Origin of the sequence: Chitinophaga sp. (assembly GCF_035538455.1) — a bacterium.
Lineage (GTDB): Bacteria > Bacteroidota > Bacteroidia > Chitinophagales > Chitinophagaceae > Chitinophaga.
Genome location: NZ_DATLKJ010000253.1, coordinates 1 through 13,969 on the forward strand (window position 1 = coordinate 1; position 13,969 = coordinate 13,969).

A 13,969-nucleotide genomic window follows, 5' to 3' on the forward strand; every position below is an offset into this window, starting at 1 on the left:
CGGTTTTGGTAGAAGAAAATACTACCTCACCCTGTACACCAAAACCTCTTGTCAGGTTTACCTGTGCAAAACCACCCAGGTGATATCCCAATTTAAAACCATCCTGAAATCCTGTACCATCCAGCTTTCCAAGGTTTGCTCCTCCTTTGATACCAAAGCGGAGAAATTTGCTTTGCGCATTAACAGTTGTAGTTGTTACGGCTGCCGTCATCAATAAAGCTGCGGCTAAAAACAGTTTTTTCATAATAATTATTTGTGAATAATGGTTAAACTATAGACGTGTGAACAAAACAACACCCCTACTTGTATAAACGGAATTTTTGTATTGGTACAAATTCCGTGCTATTCATAAAAAATAGTTAAAAACTGTACGTAACACGACCTGTAAAATAACACATCACATTCTGATCATAACCTGTAAAAGGCTTGAAAACAGTAAATAAGGGAGATATCGTAAATTTTCCGAGAAGATAAGAAACATTCAGGGTAACATCTATTATACGCGGTTCAAAATCACTGTGATCTTCAAAGCTAAGGTCCTTAGCCTGACCCTTCCTTTCCTTTTTCAGCTTGGGTGATCTCGCTGCATACTGGAAAGAACGAAGCTGGCTGAAATAGTTGGCAGTGCCCATCGTAAGCGCAACTGATGGTGTAAACAGAATGGCATCCTTTGCACTGATCACACCCGGAAATATAAACGGGTGCCTGACTGCTGCTATCACATTAAAATCACTTCCACTGATAGTAGCATAGCCCCTGATCCTATCTATACGCTGCCTGCCCCATCCGAAATCCACGCTGATACCAGGTTGCAGCCACCATTTACGGTAATAGAAGTACGCATACAACTCATTCTTGATGGGCGTTACCGGAATATCTGTAGAATCAGCAAAGAAATAACGTGTATAGGAAACTCCCGTCAGGATATTATCGTTCTTCGTATAGTCATAGCCGGTAGTCAGATCTAATTCGAACCAGGGCTTTTTCTCCGCATTGAAAAGATAATACCCGCTCCCCCCAATATAGAAGCCGCTTTTGTGATACCAGTATAATGAGGGCGAAAGAAAAGGCTTCAGTACAATAGGCCTGTTCACATCTGTTACTTTGCCTCCGTAAGCGGGGTTGTTGCCGTAACCCAGCCCCAGCACAACTTCACTCTTCTGTTGTTTGGCAAGCAGGGAGTCGAGTTGTCTTTCCAGTTCGGCAAGTGATTGCCCGTTGGCTATGAAACTGCAAAACAGTAACAGACATAATATGTAACAGCGCATCTTAATAGAAATCACTCACAATATAGGATATTTCCTCATATATAGATGGATTACGCGAGTTCTATCACCGTAATTTCCGGTAATACACCCACCCTGCCCGGATAACCGAGGAAACCGAAGCCCCTGTTGACATACAGATGCTGATCACCGGATTTGTACAAGCCAGCCCATTCTTTATAGAAATATTGCGCAGGACTCCATTTCAAACCTGGTATTTCCACACCGAACTGCATGCCGTGCGTGTGACCCGCCAGCGTAAGCGCAATATCCGGGAATTCAGGCCTTATCTGCGCATCCCAATGGGTAGGATCATGCGACATCAGTATCTTAAAGGGGATATGACTCACCCCCTCATAAGCACGCTTGAGATCACCATAACGCGGAAAACGCTTGAGCGCACTCCAGTTTTCCACACCCAGCAACGCTATCCGCTCACCATTTCGCTCAAGAATCACGTTTTCGTTCATCATCAGCTTCCAGCCCAGCTCTCCGTGAATGCTTTTCAATCGTTCCAGGTTAGCATGCTGCATAGCGCTGTAACCGTTCGGCGTCTTATCCGGCCATGGATAATAATCGCCATAATCATGATTGCCCAGCGTAGAATACACGCCCATAGGCGCTTTGATCTGACTGAATACATCCATCCAATGTTTCATCTCATCCGCACGGTCGTTTACCAGGTCACCGGTAAACAACACCAGGTCAGCTTTTTGACTATTGATCAGTTGTATACCTTTCAATACAGCTTCGCGGTTAGCGAAACTACCAGAGTGAATATCGGAGATCTGCACAATACGCATCCCTTTAAAGGAGGCCGGCAAATTCTTGAATGCCAGCTTCAGCTTATGCACACGATAATTATACTTATTAGAGAAGCCGTACATCAGGGTACCCAGCAGGCCACCACCGGCAATAAGCCCCAGGCGGTTCAGGAACTGGGAACGGGTAAGGCCATTCACCACCCCTTCTGCTACAACAGGCTTCTCAGAAGAAAATTTCCTTATCAGCCATACCACCCCACGACGCAGATCATCGATCAGCAAAAACACCGCCACCAGCAACTTAGCTATCACCAGGCACATAATGATAGTGATCACATACGACCTGATATGGGATGGCCATGTCTCCCACTTGAGATAGGGCAACAATGCCACCGTGACAAGACATAAAATAGAAACCGACCAGTATAGTATATAGGATATATTTCTTACTCTGGGGGCCGACATATATACCATGGTCCTTACAGCCTGGAAAACGTGAATGTCCAGCAGCAAAAGAAATATTACCAGAAAAATGGAGTTAAATCCGGATCGCATTATCAAAAATTAATATAGATAAAAATGAAATGGAAAATTAATACAACTTCCCCGTGATGAAAAGTTAAAAAAACAATCCACATGGTACAGACGAACGACAGGAATAAAAATTGTATAATGGCTAAAAGCTGATAGCTATCAGCTTTTAGTTTCAGGTAACAGGAATAATGTTGTGAATAAATAATATTACCACAGCGCCCGATTTCTGATGAATCGTTGTATTTTTGTCCGATTCGGGATACATTTTATTTACCGCGAAAGTTTGACAACAATAACCAGGTTGTTGCAAAATACAAAATTCTCAATTATTATATATTAATTGTTAATTGTTTAGATTATGAAATACACCTGTTACGGACATTCATGCTTTGCGGTGGAGATCAGAGGTAAAAAGATCCTTTTTGATCCTTTTATCTCATACAACGAGCTGGCAAAGAAGGTAGACGTTAATGCCATAACGGCGGATTATATTTTTGTATCCCATGGACATGAAGACCATGTAGCAGATCTGGTAGAACTGGCGAAAAGAACAAATGCCACCGTGGTATCCAATTTTGAAATAGTAACCTGGGCCGGTAAACAGGGTATTCAGAACCTTCACCCAATGAATACCGGCGGTAAATGGAAGTTTGATTTCGGAACAGTGAAATGCGTAACTGCACAACATTCCAGCAGCCTGCCCGATGGCACCTACGGTGGCAATCCTATGGGCTTTGTATTTGTGACCGACGAAGGCAACTTCTACTATAGTGGCGATACCGCCCTCACCTACGATATGGAATTGGTACCGTCTGTAGCTACACTCGATTTTGCGGTGTTGCCAATAGGTGATAACTTCACCATGGGCGTTGAGGATGCCATTGCTGCGGCTGAGTTCATAGAATGCGAGAAAATAATAGGCGTACATTACGACACATTCGGATATATCAAAATAGACAGCCAGGACGCACTGGAACAATTCAGTGATGCCGGCCTGGAGCTGGTACTGCCCGAAATAGGCAGTACTATAGAGGTTTGAGGACGAGGTATCATGGCTATTTAATCCTTTATCCTATAAATAACCTTTGAATTTTTAAATTACACAATGGCTAGAGTAATCGCAATCGCCAATCAGAAAGGTGGCGTAGGAAAAACTACCAGTGCAATCAACCTGGCAAGCAGCCTGGCTGTGCTGGAATTCAAGACATTGCTGGTAGATGCCGATCCTCAGGCAAACAGTACCACAGGACTGGGTTTCGACCTGCGCAATGTGCAGCAGAGCCTGTATGACTGTATGGTAAACGATGTTCATGCCAGAGACGTTATACTGGAATCAGATACGCCGAATCTGAAGGTATTGCCTTCACATATTGACCTGGTTGGTGCAGAACTGGAGCTTATCAACCATCCCAACAGGGAGCGCGTGATGAAGCAGGTGGTGGATAGTGTAAAAGATGAATATGACTTTGTTATAGTTGACTGTTCCCCTTCACTGGGCCTGATCACCGTAAATGCCCTCGTGGCTTCCAATTCCGTGATCATCCCGGTACAATGTGAGTTCTTTGCGCTGGAAGGCCTGGGCAAACTGCTTAATACCATCAAGATCGTACAAAGCAGGTTGAATACTTCGCTGGAAATTGAAGGTATCCTGATGACCATGTATGATGGCCGTCTGCGTCTGAGCAACCAGGTAGTGGATGAAGTAAAACAGCATTTTGAAGAAAGTGTGTTCAATACAATCATTCACCGCAACACCAAGCTGGGTGAAGCCCCCAGCTTCGGCAAATCGGTGATCATGTACGATGCCTCCAGTACAGGTGCCATCAATTACCTGAACCTGGCAAAGGAGATCCTGCAGAAACATAATTTTACACAAATCAAATCCAAAGACAAAATCTTAGCTATCAACGATGACCAATCCAAATAAGAAAGAGGCGCTGGGTAAGGGAATTCGCTCGCTGCTGCAAAACATTGATACTGATCTGAAGCAAACAGCCGGCGCGCTGGGCGATAAAGTGGTGGCTGCCGCTACCGGTATTGAACGCATACCGCTGGACCAGATCACCACCAACCCAAAGCAACCACGCCGTGATTTCGATGAGGTATCTTTACAGGAGCTGAGCCAGTCTATCAAACTGCATGATGTCATTCAACCCATCACCGTTGCCAAAATAAACAACAAAAAATACCAGCTCATCGCCGGCGAAAGAAGGCTGCGCGCCAGTAAAATGGCAGGCCTGAAAGATATTCCAGCATATATCCGCCAGGTGAATGATCAGGAACTGCTCGAACTGGCCCTGCTGGAAAACCTGCAACGCGAAAACCTCAACGCCATTGAGGTAGGCCTGAGCTATAAAAGGCTCATGGAAGAATGCACCCTTACTCAGGAACAAGTGGCCGACCGCATGGGCAAAGAAAGAAGTACGGTAACTAACTATATCCGCCTGCTGAAACTACCACCAGATATACAGGTGGCTGTACGCAACGGTCAACTCAGCATGGGACATGCCCGTGTACTCACTGGCGTCGAAAATGTAGAAAACCAGCTTTTCCTCTATAACGAAATATTACAGCAAGGCCTGTCCGTAAGACAGACCGAAGATCTTGCCCGCAAGATCAACCAGGCAGACAAAGGCAATCAGCAGAAAGCTGTTAAAGTCAAACTGCCGCCTGCTTTCCAGAAGATACAAGACAATCTCTCCTCCCACTTTTCTACCAAAGTAAAGCTGGACAGAGGTAAGAACGGAAAAGGCAGTATAGTGATAGAATTCTATTCAGATGAAGAGCTGGATAGCATCCTGGAAAAAATAGATATATACGGTGGCTAACAAAGCTGGAAGATCATTCCTTTTATTTCGCAGCATTTCCCTGTTATTACTGGCTATTATGGCCACGGGCGTGTATGCACAGGTGCAACCCCGCGATACCCTGCGCCCAGGTGCTAAACCCGTAGATACTCTTGCCAAAAAAAACGCTGTCATGGCCAAAGACACAAGCCATATAGCCCGGGATACCAGCCATAAAGCACTGGTAGACAGCAACAGGATCAGGGTAAATGCACCGGCGCCGCACAGTCCCCGCAAAGCGGCACTGTATTCCGCTGTGCTGCCCGGTCTTGGCCAGGCATACAACCGTGAGTACTGGAAAATACCATTGGTGTACGCTGCCCTTGGTACCTGTACATATTTCTTCATCTGGAATATGAACAACTACAAGGACTATCGCGATGCCTACCGCCTCCGCGTAGACGGCAATCCCGACACCAAAGACAACCACCCGGAATACACCAATCCCGAAAGCCTGAAGGTACTCAGGGATTACTACCGTCAAAACCTGGATTATTCCGTACTGTTCTTCGTACTGGGCTACGGGCTTAATATCGTGGATGCCACCGTATTTGCCCACCTCCGCTCATTTGATATGTCCAATGACCTGACACTCCGCGTGTCCCCTACCCTGATCAACAACCGGACCCTGGGGATAGGCATCAATATATCTGTCGGCGGCAAAAAGAACAGGAAGAATAACTGGTTTGCGGGTCGTTAAACATGCATTATCTCCATCAACATAAACATTATAACAAGTAAGGTTCATGAAAATAGCGCTGATAGGATATGGTAAAATGGGCAAGGCTATAGACGCCATCGCCACGGCGAAAGGCCATGAAGTTATTCTCCGCATAGATGCAGACAGCCTGCAACTGCTGGAAAAGGAACACCTCGGACAAGCAGACGTAGCAATCGAATTCACAACGCCGGAAAACGCCTACCATAACATTCTCAAGTGCTTTGATGCAAAAGTACCGGTCGTAAGCGGCACCACCGGCTGGCTGGACAAACTGCCCGAAGTTGAAAGCATCTGCCGCGAAAAAGGCGGTGCCTTCCTTCACACCACCAACTTCAGCATCGGAGTGAACATCTTCTTTGAAGTGAACAAGAAACTGGCGGCACTGATGGCCACCCAGCCGCAATATGAAGTGCGGATGGAAGAAATCCATCATACGCAAAAGAAAGACGCTCCCAGCGGAACCGCCATCACACTGGCTGAACAACTGCTGGCCCAGGTGTTGCGCAAAAAGAACTGGGTAAACCACGAAAGCAGCGAGCCTGCAGAATTGCCCATCATCTCCAAAAGGATTGATCCGGCTCCAGGCACACACAGCATCACCTACACATCTCCCATCGACGACATCACAATTACGCATACCGCCCATTCAAGGGAAGGATTTGCCGCTGGAGCCGTAGTAGCCGCAGAATGGCTGAAAGGTAAAACCGGCATATTCTCCATGAAAGAAGTACTGGGCCTGCAGGGTTAGTTCCGGGCTTTCAGGACAAAGGCAGTTGAACTGCCCCTGAAAGCTGATTCCTAATTCATTATATTTGCTGTGTCAACAAGTTCACTGCACCTATAAGTCATCCGGGAGGGATGCAAATAAGACAGTATGTTATCAAAGAAAACACAATACGCATTTCACGCACTGATTCACCTGGCAGAAAACGTAGATAAAGGACCTATCCTGATTTCCGAGATTGCACAGGAAAAGAACATTTCCATCAAATTCCTGGAAAATATCCTGCTGGAACTGAAAAATGCCGGCATCCTGGGAAGCAAAAAAGGAAAAGGCGGAGGCTATTACCTGATGCGGCCTCCCAAGGAAATTGCGCTGGCAAAGATCATCCGGCTGCTGGACGGTCCCATTGCCTTGTTACCCTGCGTAAGCCTCAATTATTACGAGCGCTGTGAAAATTGCAAGGATGAAGCCGTATGCGGCCTGCACGAAGTCATGAGCAAAGTAAGGGACGCCTCCCTGAAACTTCTGGAGAACAAGACCCTGAAAGATATTCTCACACGCGGCATGTAACTATTCACAGGTCTAGTTGTCTGCTCCGGGATTTTGAGATTTTCGAAAATCTCAAAATCCCGAAATTTTTACATTATTAGTCTATCTTTTTTATAGGTTTTATGTATTTTTGTTTGACGGAAAGAACAATTTGCTCTATTCCGCTGGCACTAGGCATATCATTTTAAGGAAGATTACATGACAGACATTACCACCGCGTTGGCCAACAAGCCTGTAGTGGAGGCCATACAGTACCTGCTGGAACAATATCCCGGGGCTGTGGCATTTTCCACCTCCTTTGGCCAGGAAGACCAGGTAATCGCAGACATTATCTGGCGCAATCATTTGCCCGTTAGAGTATTTACCCTGGACACAGGCCGCCTCTTCCAGGAAACCTACGATCTGATGGATGTTACAATGGCCCGCTACAAACAGCCCGTGGAAGTATTCTTCCCCGAAACCGCTGCTGTAGAAAAACTGGTAGCATCCAAAGGCCCCAACAGCTTCTATGAGTCTGTAGAAAACCGCAAAGAGTGTTGCGGCATCCGGAAAGTAGTCCCCCTCAACCGTGCCCTCGAAGGAGTAAAGGTATGGATCACCGGTTTGCGGGCAGAACAGTCCGAAAACCGCCATGAAATGCAGACACTCGAATGGGACGAAACCCGCCGGCTTTATAAATATAATCCCCTGATCCATTGGGGTTATGATGAAGTACTGGACTATCTCTCCAAAAACAACGTTCCTTATAATAAACTGCACGACAAAGGCTTTATCAGCATAGGTTGTGCACCATGTACACGCGCCATCGAACCGGGAGAACATCCGCGCGCCGGCCGGTGGTGGTGGGAACTGTCTAAAAAAGAATGCGGCCTGCACGGATAATCACATCGCATCACAAGTTGAAATCAGTTGTTGAAGTACAATAAATAATTATAGTCCATGACTAATAAAATCAATTGGGAATTTCCACAGGCGCTGGAAGATGAAGCAATATATATTCTCCGTGAAACTGCCGCCCAGTTTGAAAAACCAGTGCTGCTGTTCTCCGGTGGGAAAGATTCCATCACCCTGGTAAGACTGGCTCAGAAAGCCTTTTACCCAGGCAAAATCCCCTTCGCTTTACTGCATGTAGATACCGGCCACAACTTCCCGGAAACCATCGAATTCCGCGACTGGCTGGTAGATACACTAGGACTGGATATTATCGTGAGAAACGTACAGGACAGCATTAACCAGGGTAAAGTACAGGAAGAAACCGGCAAATACGCCAGCCGCAATGCCCTGCAAACCGTTACCCTCCTGGATGCTATCGAAGAAGGAAAATTTGATGCCTGCATCGGCGGCGCCAGACGCGATGAAGAAAAAGCCCGCGCCAAGGAAAGAATATTCTCCGTTCGAGACGAGTTTGGACAATGGAACGCCAAAATGCAACGCCCCGAACTGTTTGACATCCTCAACGGGAAAATTAATATCGGCGAGAACGTTAGGGTATTCCCTATCTCCAACTGGACCGAGCTGGACGTATGGAACTATATCCGTCGTGAAGGCCTCCGTATTCCATCCATCTACTTCGCACATGAACGCGAAATCATCGAACGTGACGGATTATACTGGCCCTACTCCTCTTTCCTCAACACCACCGCTGATGAAATACCTTTCCGCCAGAAAGTACGTTTCCGCACAGTGGGCGATATGACCTGTACCGCCGCAGTGATCTCTGAGGCCGACAAACTGGAAGACATCATCGCCGAAATCATGGAAGCCAAGATCTCCGAACGTGGCGCCAGGATAGACGATAAACGCTCCGAAGCCGCCATGGAGAAAAGAAAACAGGCAGGATATTTTTAATGATCAAATATCCTTTTCAATTATCTGAACAATATTATAAACCAGCAGCAATCATTGCTGTAACAATATCAGCTTAATTTATGGAGGTTTTACGTATAGCTACATCCGGTAGTGTTGACGATGGCAAGAGCACTTTAATAGGCCGGCTGTTGTACGACACTAATTCCATTCCACAGGATAAAATGGAAGCCCTGCACACAGCCAGCAAACGCAAGGGACTCGATTTCACCGACCTCTCACTGCTCACAGACGGGCTGGTGGCAGAACGTGAACAGGGTATCACCATCGATGTAGCACACATCTACTTTTCTACCCCCACCCGCAAATATATCATCGCCGATACGCCCGGCCATATTGAATATACCCGTAACATGGTTACCGGTGCCTCCAATGCACAGGTATCCCTGATTCTCATAGATGCGCGTAAAGGCATTGTAGAACAGACACACCGTCACTTCTTCATCGCCAACCTGCTGCGTATCCCCTACCTCGTGGTATGCGTGAACAAAATGGACCTCGTAGAGTACAGCGAGGCTCGCTTTAACCAGATTGTGGAAGACTTCCATGGGCTACTCGACAACGCCGCCTTCAAAGGACAGGAAGTGAAATTCATTCCCATCTCCTCACTCTACGGCGAAAACGTAGCTTCCCGCACCGGCGCTATCACCTGGTACCAGGGCGCTACCCTGCTGGAATACCTGGAGCAGATCAGCTTTGATCATGAAGACAGCCGCCACCCGGCCCGCTTCCCCATCCAAAGCGTAATCAGGCCCAGAACCACAGAGCACCACGATTTCCGCGGCTTCGCAGGCAAAGTAGCCAGCGGGCATTTCAATGTAGGCGATGAAGTAATCTCCCTGCCCTCCGGACAGAAGAGCATTATCAAAACCATCGAACAGTTTGAAAAACAACTAACGGTGGCACATGCACGCGAAAGCGTAGTAATCACCCTCCGGGATGAAATAGACAGCAGCCGCGGTAACATGCTGGTAAAAACAGACCAGATGCCCGCACAACTGAAAGAAGTAACGGCATCCATCTGCTGGATGGACCAACAAAAACTCGTTTCCGGCAAAACCTATCTGTTACAGCACGGCGTGAATCGCGTGAAAGCTAAAGTACAACAGATCAATTTCGTAACAGATGTTACCAGCTATCAGCAAACAACAGATAAACACGAAATGAGCTTGAACGATATAGGCAAAATCACCTTAAAACTGGCTGCGCCTGTCTTTGCAGATCTTTATCAGGAAAATCCCGCCAATGGCGCATTTATATTGATAGATGAATTTAACAATACTACTGTAGCTGTAGGTTTCATAGAGTAACATACAGCATATAATAAAATAGCGCGGAAGATATATATCCTCCGCGCTATTTTATTATATGCTAAAAGCGAAAACCTGTTATATGTGCTGTAACATATCTGCTGTCATTTTAGCCAGGTCATATTCTGGCTTCCAGCCCCAGTCAGTACGTGCGAGTACATCATCAATGCTGTCAGGCCAGCCGTTGGCGATCTCCTGACGATAATCAGGTTTGTAGCTGATCGTAAATGCAGGAATATGTTTTTTGATCTCTGCTGCAATCTCTTTCGGAGAGAAGCTCATCGCAGAAAGATTATAAGCAGAACGTACAGAAATTTTTGAAGCGTCTGCTTCCATCAGCTCAATGGTAGCCCTGATCGCATCAGGCATGTACATCATCGGCAGGTAAGTGTCTTCTGAAAGGAAGCTGGTATATTTCTTTTCTTCCTTTGCCTCGTGGAAGATCTCAATTGCATAATCTGTAGTACCCCCGCCTGGTGCTGATTTGTAGCTGATCAGGCCAGGATAGCGCAGGCTTCTTACATCCACGCCATAACGATGGTTGTAATATTCGCACCAGCGTTCACCGGCAAACTTGCTGATACCGTAAATGGTAGTAGGCTCAATCACCGTGTGCTGCGGCGTTTCCGCTGCGGGAGAGTTAGGGCCGAATACGGCAATAGAGCTGGGCCAGTATATCTTATCAAGATTCTCTTCCTTCGCAATATCCAGCACGTTCAGCAGGCTTTGCATGTTGATATGCCATGCCAGCAGCGGATTCTTTTCACCGGTAGCAGAAAGTATAGCAGCCAGCAGGTAGATCTGGGTAATATTGTGGCGGATCACCAGTACGTGCAGCATTTCCTTGTTCATAACATCAAGCGACACATACGGGCCAGTGCCTTTCAGCAGGTCATGCTCTTCCCTCAGGTCAGAAGCCAATACATTGGTATCTCCATACATTTTCCTTAAAGCCAGTGTAAGCTCAACGCCAATTTGTCCACAGGCCCCAATAACCAGAATCTTATCTTTCTTCATACAAAACTAAAATTGCAATATTAAAACGGGAACGTAATATTAACAGGTTCCTGGGTATTTCCATGCTGCATCTCCATCAGCATGACAATGTTATAACAATCAGAACAGTGTTGAATATGGGGAAATGGAATGAGATTACAAATGTATGACAATTACCACCAAAGAACAAAAGAAGCCAGGAACACATAGCCGTTTTTTACATTAACAACGCGCTGTTTAACAGTCTGTAAGATTTACGGGCACTAAAAGGCTATTTGAAGAATTTAACAGAAAGTGCGCTTTTAATACCTATGAGAATCGAATGACAACCGAAGGAGAAGCCTATGAGAAGCGGGAAAGGCAAGACAGTCGCGACCTGTAAGCTTAAAGACCACTCTTTTTTAAAAACAACACCTTTGACGGTCTCTGCCCCTTTGTTTCTTAGCCGGAAGCCCGGCACATAAATCACAAAAATCAAAGTTATCTTTGCAGCCTGATTAAGATTAACGATCCAATAGTTATAAATTATGAAGCATTTAAAATCATTGTTCAAAGACCAGTACAACCCTGATAACTTCTTCCTGATTGCAGGTCCCTGCGTCATTGAAGAAGAAGAGTTGCTGTTGACCGTAGCAGAGAAGGTATCATCCATCTGTAAAAGATTGTCTATTCCTTATGTATTCAAAGCATCATACCGCAAGGCTAACCGCACAAGCATCCATTCCTTTACTGGTATCGGTGATGTAGAAGGACTGGACTTATTGCAGAAGATAGGAAAGACATTCAATGTACCCGTTACATCTGATATTCACTCTGCTGCAGAAGCAGCCATGGCAGCTGCTTATGTGGATGTTCTTCAGATACCGGCATTCCTTTGCCGCCAGACAGATATCCTGCTGGCAGCAGCTGAAACCGGCAAAGTGGTGAATGTAAAGAAAGGACAGTTCCTCAGCGGCGAGTCTATGAAGTTTGCTGTGGAGAAAATCAAAGGCGCTGGCAACGAAAATATCATGCTGACCGAACGTGGTACTACCTTCGGTTACCAGGATCTGGTAGTGGATTATCGCAATATCCCCATCATGAAACATTTCGGCAAACCAGTAGTAATGGACTGCACACACTCGCTGCAACAGCCTAACCAAACCAGCGGCGTTACCGGTGGTAATCCCCAGATGATCGGCACTATTGCCAAAGCCGCAATAGCTACCGGTGCAGATGGATTGTTCATCGAAACACACCCCGAGCCTTCCAAAGCAAAATCTGATGGCGCCAATATGTTACGCCTCGATCTCCTGGAAGAATTGCTCGAACAGCTGGTAGAGATCCGTAAAGTGGTAGTAAATCAAAAACAGTAAAGCGTTGCACTAGCTGCTTGTTGGTTTCACCTGTTTTATGTAAATTCATAACACATAAAACTCGCTTATTATGATCAATTTACACCATTTAAAGTCAGGCGATACCGTACTCACTAAATATGCAGGTGTAGACAGAACAGGCCAGGTGTTGCAGGTGGATCATGAAGACAAGAAGGCGTTGGTGCTGACGGACGATGACAATGAATTCTGGTTCGATCTGGATAATCTGTATCCGATCCACCTGGATGAACAGGCATTATTGAAGCTCCAGTTTCACAAAGACGAAGCCCAGTCCGGGAATAGCAGGGGAATGTTGTATGTGCGGGGGCCGTTTTCTGTGAGATTTTATGGAGAAAATAATGACCCCAGGCTGGTACTGAATTACCGCGATGAAACCAGGGCATTGAAAGAAAACATTACGCTGAACGAATTACAGAACCATTATCACCAGATGACCAACTTTCATCTGGAATAGCAGATAAAAAAGAAAAAAATCAGCTTTCAGCCGTCAGTTTTTAGGAGAGATATCTATCACACTAAAAGCAGACAGCTGAAAGCTGATTCCTTTTTTATAAATATCGTAACGGATTACGGCGGGCGTTCTGAATATAATTCTTGATGTTAACCCAGAAGGCAAGAATCATATACACGATGATAGGAGAACCCATCGTGAGAAAAGTAGCATAGATAAAAAAGATACGTATCCGGGATGATGCTACACCAAGTTTGTCTCCAATAGCAGCACATACACCGAATGCCTTCCATTCAACAAAATCTTTTATCCGGTTCATATACCAAATTTATCAAATTCTGTTATAAAAACAAGGTACTGCAAAGATCCTGAACTGGGCTGCCAGATGCATGCGTCCCTTTACATATTTTTTTCCGAAATATCAAAACCGTTGACAGCATTGGAAAATGGCCATAAAGTTTTCTTAAATCGGCCATCATCTTTACTAATAAATTTAAAAACTTTATTGTTTTTAGTTAATTTTGCGTGCAATTTTTAACCGCTCTTAAATTATTTTTTTCCATGGTG

The 13,969-nt window shown here is 45.7% G+C and carries 16 protein-coding genes; 11 read left to right on the forward strand and 5 right to left on the reverse strand.

Going from position 1 to position 13,969, the window contains the following annotated elements; translation table 11 throughout:
* From VM802_RS29380 to VM802_RS29390, 3 genes are all read right to left on the reverse strand, one after another.
* Window positions 1-244: porin family protein (locus tag VM802_RS29380; RefSeq protein WP_325537551.1), on the reverse strand; the 244-nt coding region annotated here is incomplete at its 3' end.
* 115 nt (window positions 245-359) lie between these two features.
* Window positions 360-1,268, reverse strand: coding sequence for a hypothetical protein (locus VM802_RS29385; RefSeq protein WP_325537553.1), 909 nt, complete (start codon window positions 1,266-1,268; stop codon window positions 360-362).
* Between the two features lie 50 nt (window positions 1,269-1,318).
* Complete coding sequence (locus tag VM802_RS29390; protein ID WP_325537555.1) at window positions 1,319-2,584, reverse strand: metallophosphoesterase; 1,266 nt, start codon at window positions 2,582-2,584, stop codon at window positions 1,319-1,321.
* Window positions 2,585-2,921: 337 nt separating this feature from the next.
* Between VM802_RS29390 and VM802_RS29395 the strand changes: the two genes are divergently transcribed.
* From VM802_RS29395 to cysN, 9 genes are all read left to right on the forward strand, one after another.
* The gene (locus VM802_RS29395) at window positions 2,922-3,602 is read left to right on the forward strand and encodes a metal-dependent hydrolase (protein WP_325537557.1); all 681 of its coding nucleotides are present in this window, start codon (window positions 2,922-2,924) and stop codon (window positions 3,600-3,602) included.
* 66 nt (window positions 3,603-3,668) lie between these two features.
* The gene (locus VM802_RS29400; protein ID WP_325537559.1) at window positions 3,669-4,490 is read left to right on the forward strand and encodes a ParA family protein; all 822 of its coding nucleotides are present in this window, start codon (window positions 3,669-3,671) and stop codon (window positions 4,488-4,490) included.
* On the forward strand, window positions 4,474-5,391 hold the full coding sequence (locus tag VM802_RS29405) for a ParB/RepB/Spo0J family partition protein (protein ID WP_325537561.1): 918 nt from the start codon (window positions 4,474-4,476) through the stop codon (window positions 5,389-5,391). The genes VM802_RS29400 and VM802_RS29405 overlap by 17 nt, the downstream gene beginning before the upstream one ends.
* Window positions 5,384-6,109, forward strand: a complete 726-nt coding sequence (locus VM802_RS29410) for a DUF5683 domain-containing protein (protein WP_325537563.1) — start codon at window positions 5,384-5,386, stop codon at window positions 6,107-6,109. The genes VM802_RS29405 and VM802_RS29410 overlap by 8 nt, the downstream gene beginning before the upstream one ends.
* A gap of 46 nt (window positions 6,110-6,155) precedes the next feature.
* The gene (dapB, locus tag VM802_RS29415) at window positions 6,156-6,878 is read left to right on the forward strand and encodes a 4-hydroxy-tetrahydrodipicolinate reductase (protein WP_325537566.1); all 723 of its coding nucleotides are present in this window, start codon (window positions 6,156-6,158) and stop codon (window positions 6,876-6,878) included.
* A gap of 126 nt (window positions 6,879-7,004) precedes the next feature.
* Window positions 7,005-7,424 carry an RrF2 family transcriptional regulator gene (locus VM802_RS29420; RefSeq protein ID WP_325537568.1) on the forward strand — a complete coding sequence of 140 codons (420 nt, stop codon included), beginning with the start codon at window positions 7,005-7,007 and terminating at the stop codon, window positions 7,422-7,424.
* Between the two features lie 177 nt (window positions 7,425-7,601).
* Entirely contained in the window at window positions 7,602-8,285 is a 684-nt protein-coding gene (locus tag VM802_RS29425) for a phosphoadenylyl-sulfate reductase (RefSeq protein WP_325537570.1), read from the forward strand.
* Between the two features lie 57 nt (window positions 8,286-8,342).
* Complete coding sequence (gene cysD / locus VM802_RS29430) at window positions 8,343-9,251, forward strand: sulfate adenylyltransferase subunit CysD (RefSeq protein WP_325537572.1); 909 nt, start codon at window positions 8,343-8,345, stop codon at window positions 9,249-9,251.
* An 80-nt stretch (window positions 9,252-9,331) separates the two neighbouring features.
* Window positions 9,332-10,579 (forward strand): sulfate adenylyltransferase subunit CysN, encoded by a 1,248-nt coding sequence (gene cysN, locus VM802_RS29435; protein ID WP_325537574.1) that lies wholly within the window; start codon window positions 9,332-9,334, stop codon window positions 10,577-10,579.
* A gap of 78 nt (window positions 10,580-10,657) precedes the next feature.
* Here cysN and VM802_RS29440 read toward each other — a convergent pair whose 3' ends face one another.
* A complete protein-coding gene (locus VM802_RS29440) occupies window positions 10,658-11,596 on the reverse strand; it encodes an L-threonine 3-dehydrogenase, SDR-type (protein WP_325537577.1) in 939 nt (312 codons plus the stop codon).
* Window positions 11,597-12,102: 506 nt separating this feature from the next.
* Between VM802_RS29440 and kdsA the strand changes: the two genes are divergently transcribed.
* Both kdsA and VM802_RS29450 read left to right on the forward strand, forming a co-directional pair.
* On the forward strand, window positions 12,103-12,930 hold the full coding sequence (kdsA, locus tag VM802_RS29445; RefSeq protein ID WP_325537579.1) for a 3-deoxy-8-phosphooctulonate synthase: 828 nt from the start codon (window positions 12,103-12,105) through the stop codon (window positions 12,928-12,930).
* A gap of 70 nt (window positions 12,931-13,000) precedes the next feature.
* Window positions 13,001-13,405: a tudor domain-containing protein gene (locus tag VM802_RS29450; protein WP_325537581.1), complete on the forward strand. Its 405-nt coding sequence runs from the start codon at window positions 13,001-13,003 to the stop codon at window positions 13,403-13,405.
* 94 nt (window positions 13,406-13,499) lie between these two features.
* On the opposite strand, the gene VM802_RS29455 is transcribed toward VM802_RS29450, so the two are convergent.
* Window positions 13,500-13,721 carry a PspC domain-containing protein gene (locus VM802_RS29455; RefSeq protein ID WP_325537583.1) on the reverse strand — a complete coding sequence of 74 codons (222 nt, stop codon included), beginning with the start codon at window positions 13,719-13,721 and terminating at the stop codon, window positions 13,500-13,502.
* Between the last annotated feature and the right edge of the window lie 248 nt (window positions 13,722-13,969).

What these genes read in the sequence shown, in the direction of transcription:
- VM802_RS29385 (WP_325537553.1), bottom strand. Translation starts at nt 1,268, where the DNA reads ATGCGCTGTTACATATTATGTCTGTTACTGTTTTGCAGTTTCATAGCC.
- VM802_RS29390 (WP_325537555.1), bottom strand. Translation starts at nt 2,584, where the DNA reads ATGCGATCCGGATTTAACTCCATTTTTCTGGTAATATTTCTTTTGCTG.
- VM802_RS29395 (WP_325537557.1), top strand. Translation starts at nt 2,922, where the DNA reads ATGAAATACACCTGTTACGGACATTCATGCTTTGCGGTGGAGATCAGA.
- VM802_RS29400 (WP_325537559.1), top strand. Translation starts at nt 3,669, where the DNA reads ATGGCTAGAGTAATCGCAATCGCCAATCAGAAAGGTGGCGTAGGAAAA.
- VM802_RS29405 (WP_325537561.1), top strand. Translation starts at nt 4,474, where the DNA reads ATGACCAATCCAAATAAGAAAGAGGCGCTGGGTAAGGGAATTCGCTCG.
- dapB (WP_325537566.1), top strand. Translation starts at nt 6,156, where the DNA reads ATGAAAATAGCGCTGATAGGATATGGTAAAATGGGCAAGGCTATAGAC.
- VM802_RS29420 (WP_325537568.1), top strand. Translation starts at nt 7,005, where the DNA reads ATGTTATCAAAGAAAACACAATACGCATTTCACGCACTGATTCACCTG.
- VM802_RS29425 (WP_325537570.1), top strand. Translation starts at nt 7,602, where the DNA reads ATGACAGACATTACCACCGCGTTGGCCAACAAGCCTGTAGTGGAGGCC.
- cysD (WP_325537572.1), top strand. Translation starts at nt 8,343, where the DNA reads ATGACTAATAAAATCAATTGGGAATTTCCACAGGCGCTGGAAGATGAA.
- cysN (WP_325537574.1), top strand. Translation starts at nt 9,332, where the DNA reads ATGGAGGTTTTACGTATAGCTACATCCGGTAGTGTTGACGATGGCAAG.
- VM802_RS29440 (WP_325537577.1), bottom strand. Translation starts at nt 11,596, where the DNA reads ATGAAGAAAGATAAGATTCTGGTTATTGGGGCCTGTGGACAAATTGGC.
- kdsA (WP_325537579.1), top strand. Translation starts at nt 12,103, where the DNA reads ATGAAGCATTTAAAATCATTGTTCAAAGACCAGTACAACCCTGATAAC.
- VM802_RS29450 (WP_325537581.1), top strand. Translation starts at nt 13,001, where the DNA reads ATGATCAATTTACACCATTTAAAGTCAGGCGATACCGTACTCACTAAA.
- VM802_RS29455 (WP_325537583.1), bottom strand. Translation starts at nt 13,721, where the DNA reads ATGAACCGGATAAAAGATTTTGTTGAATGGAAGGCATTCGGTGTATGT.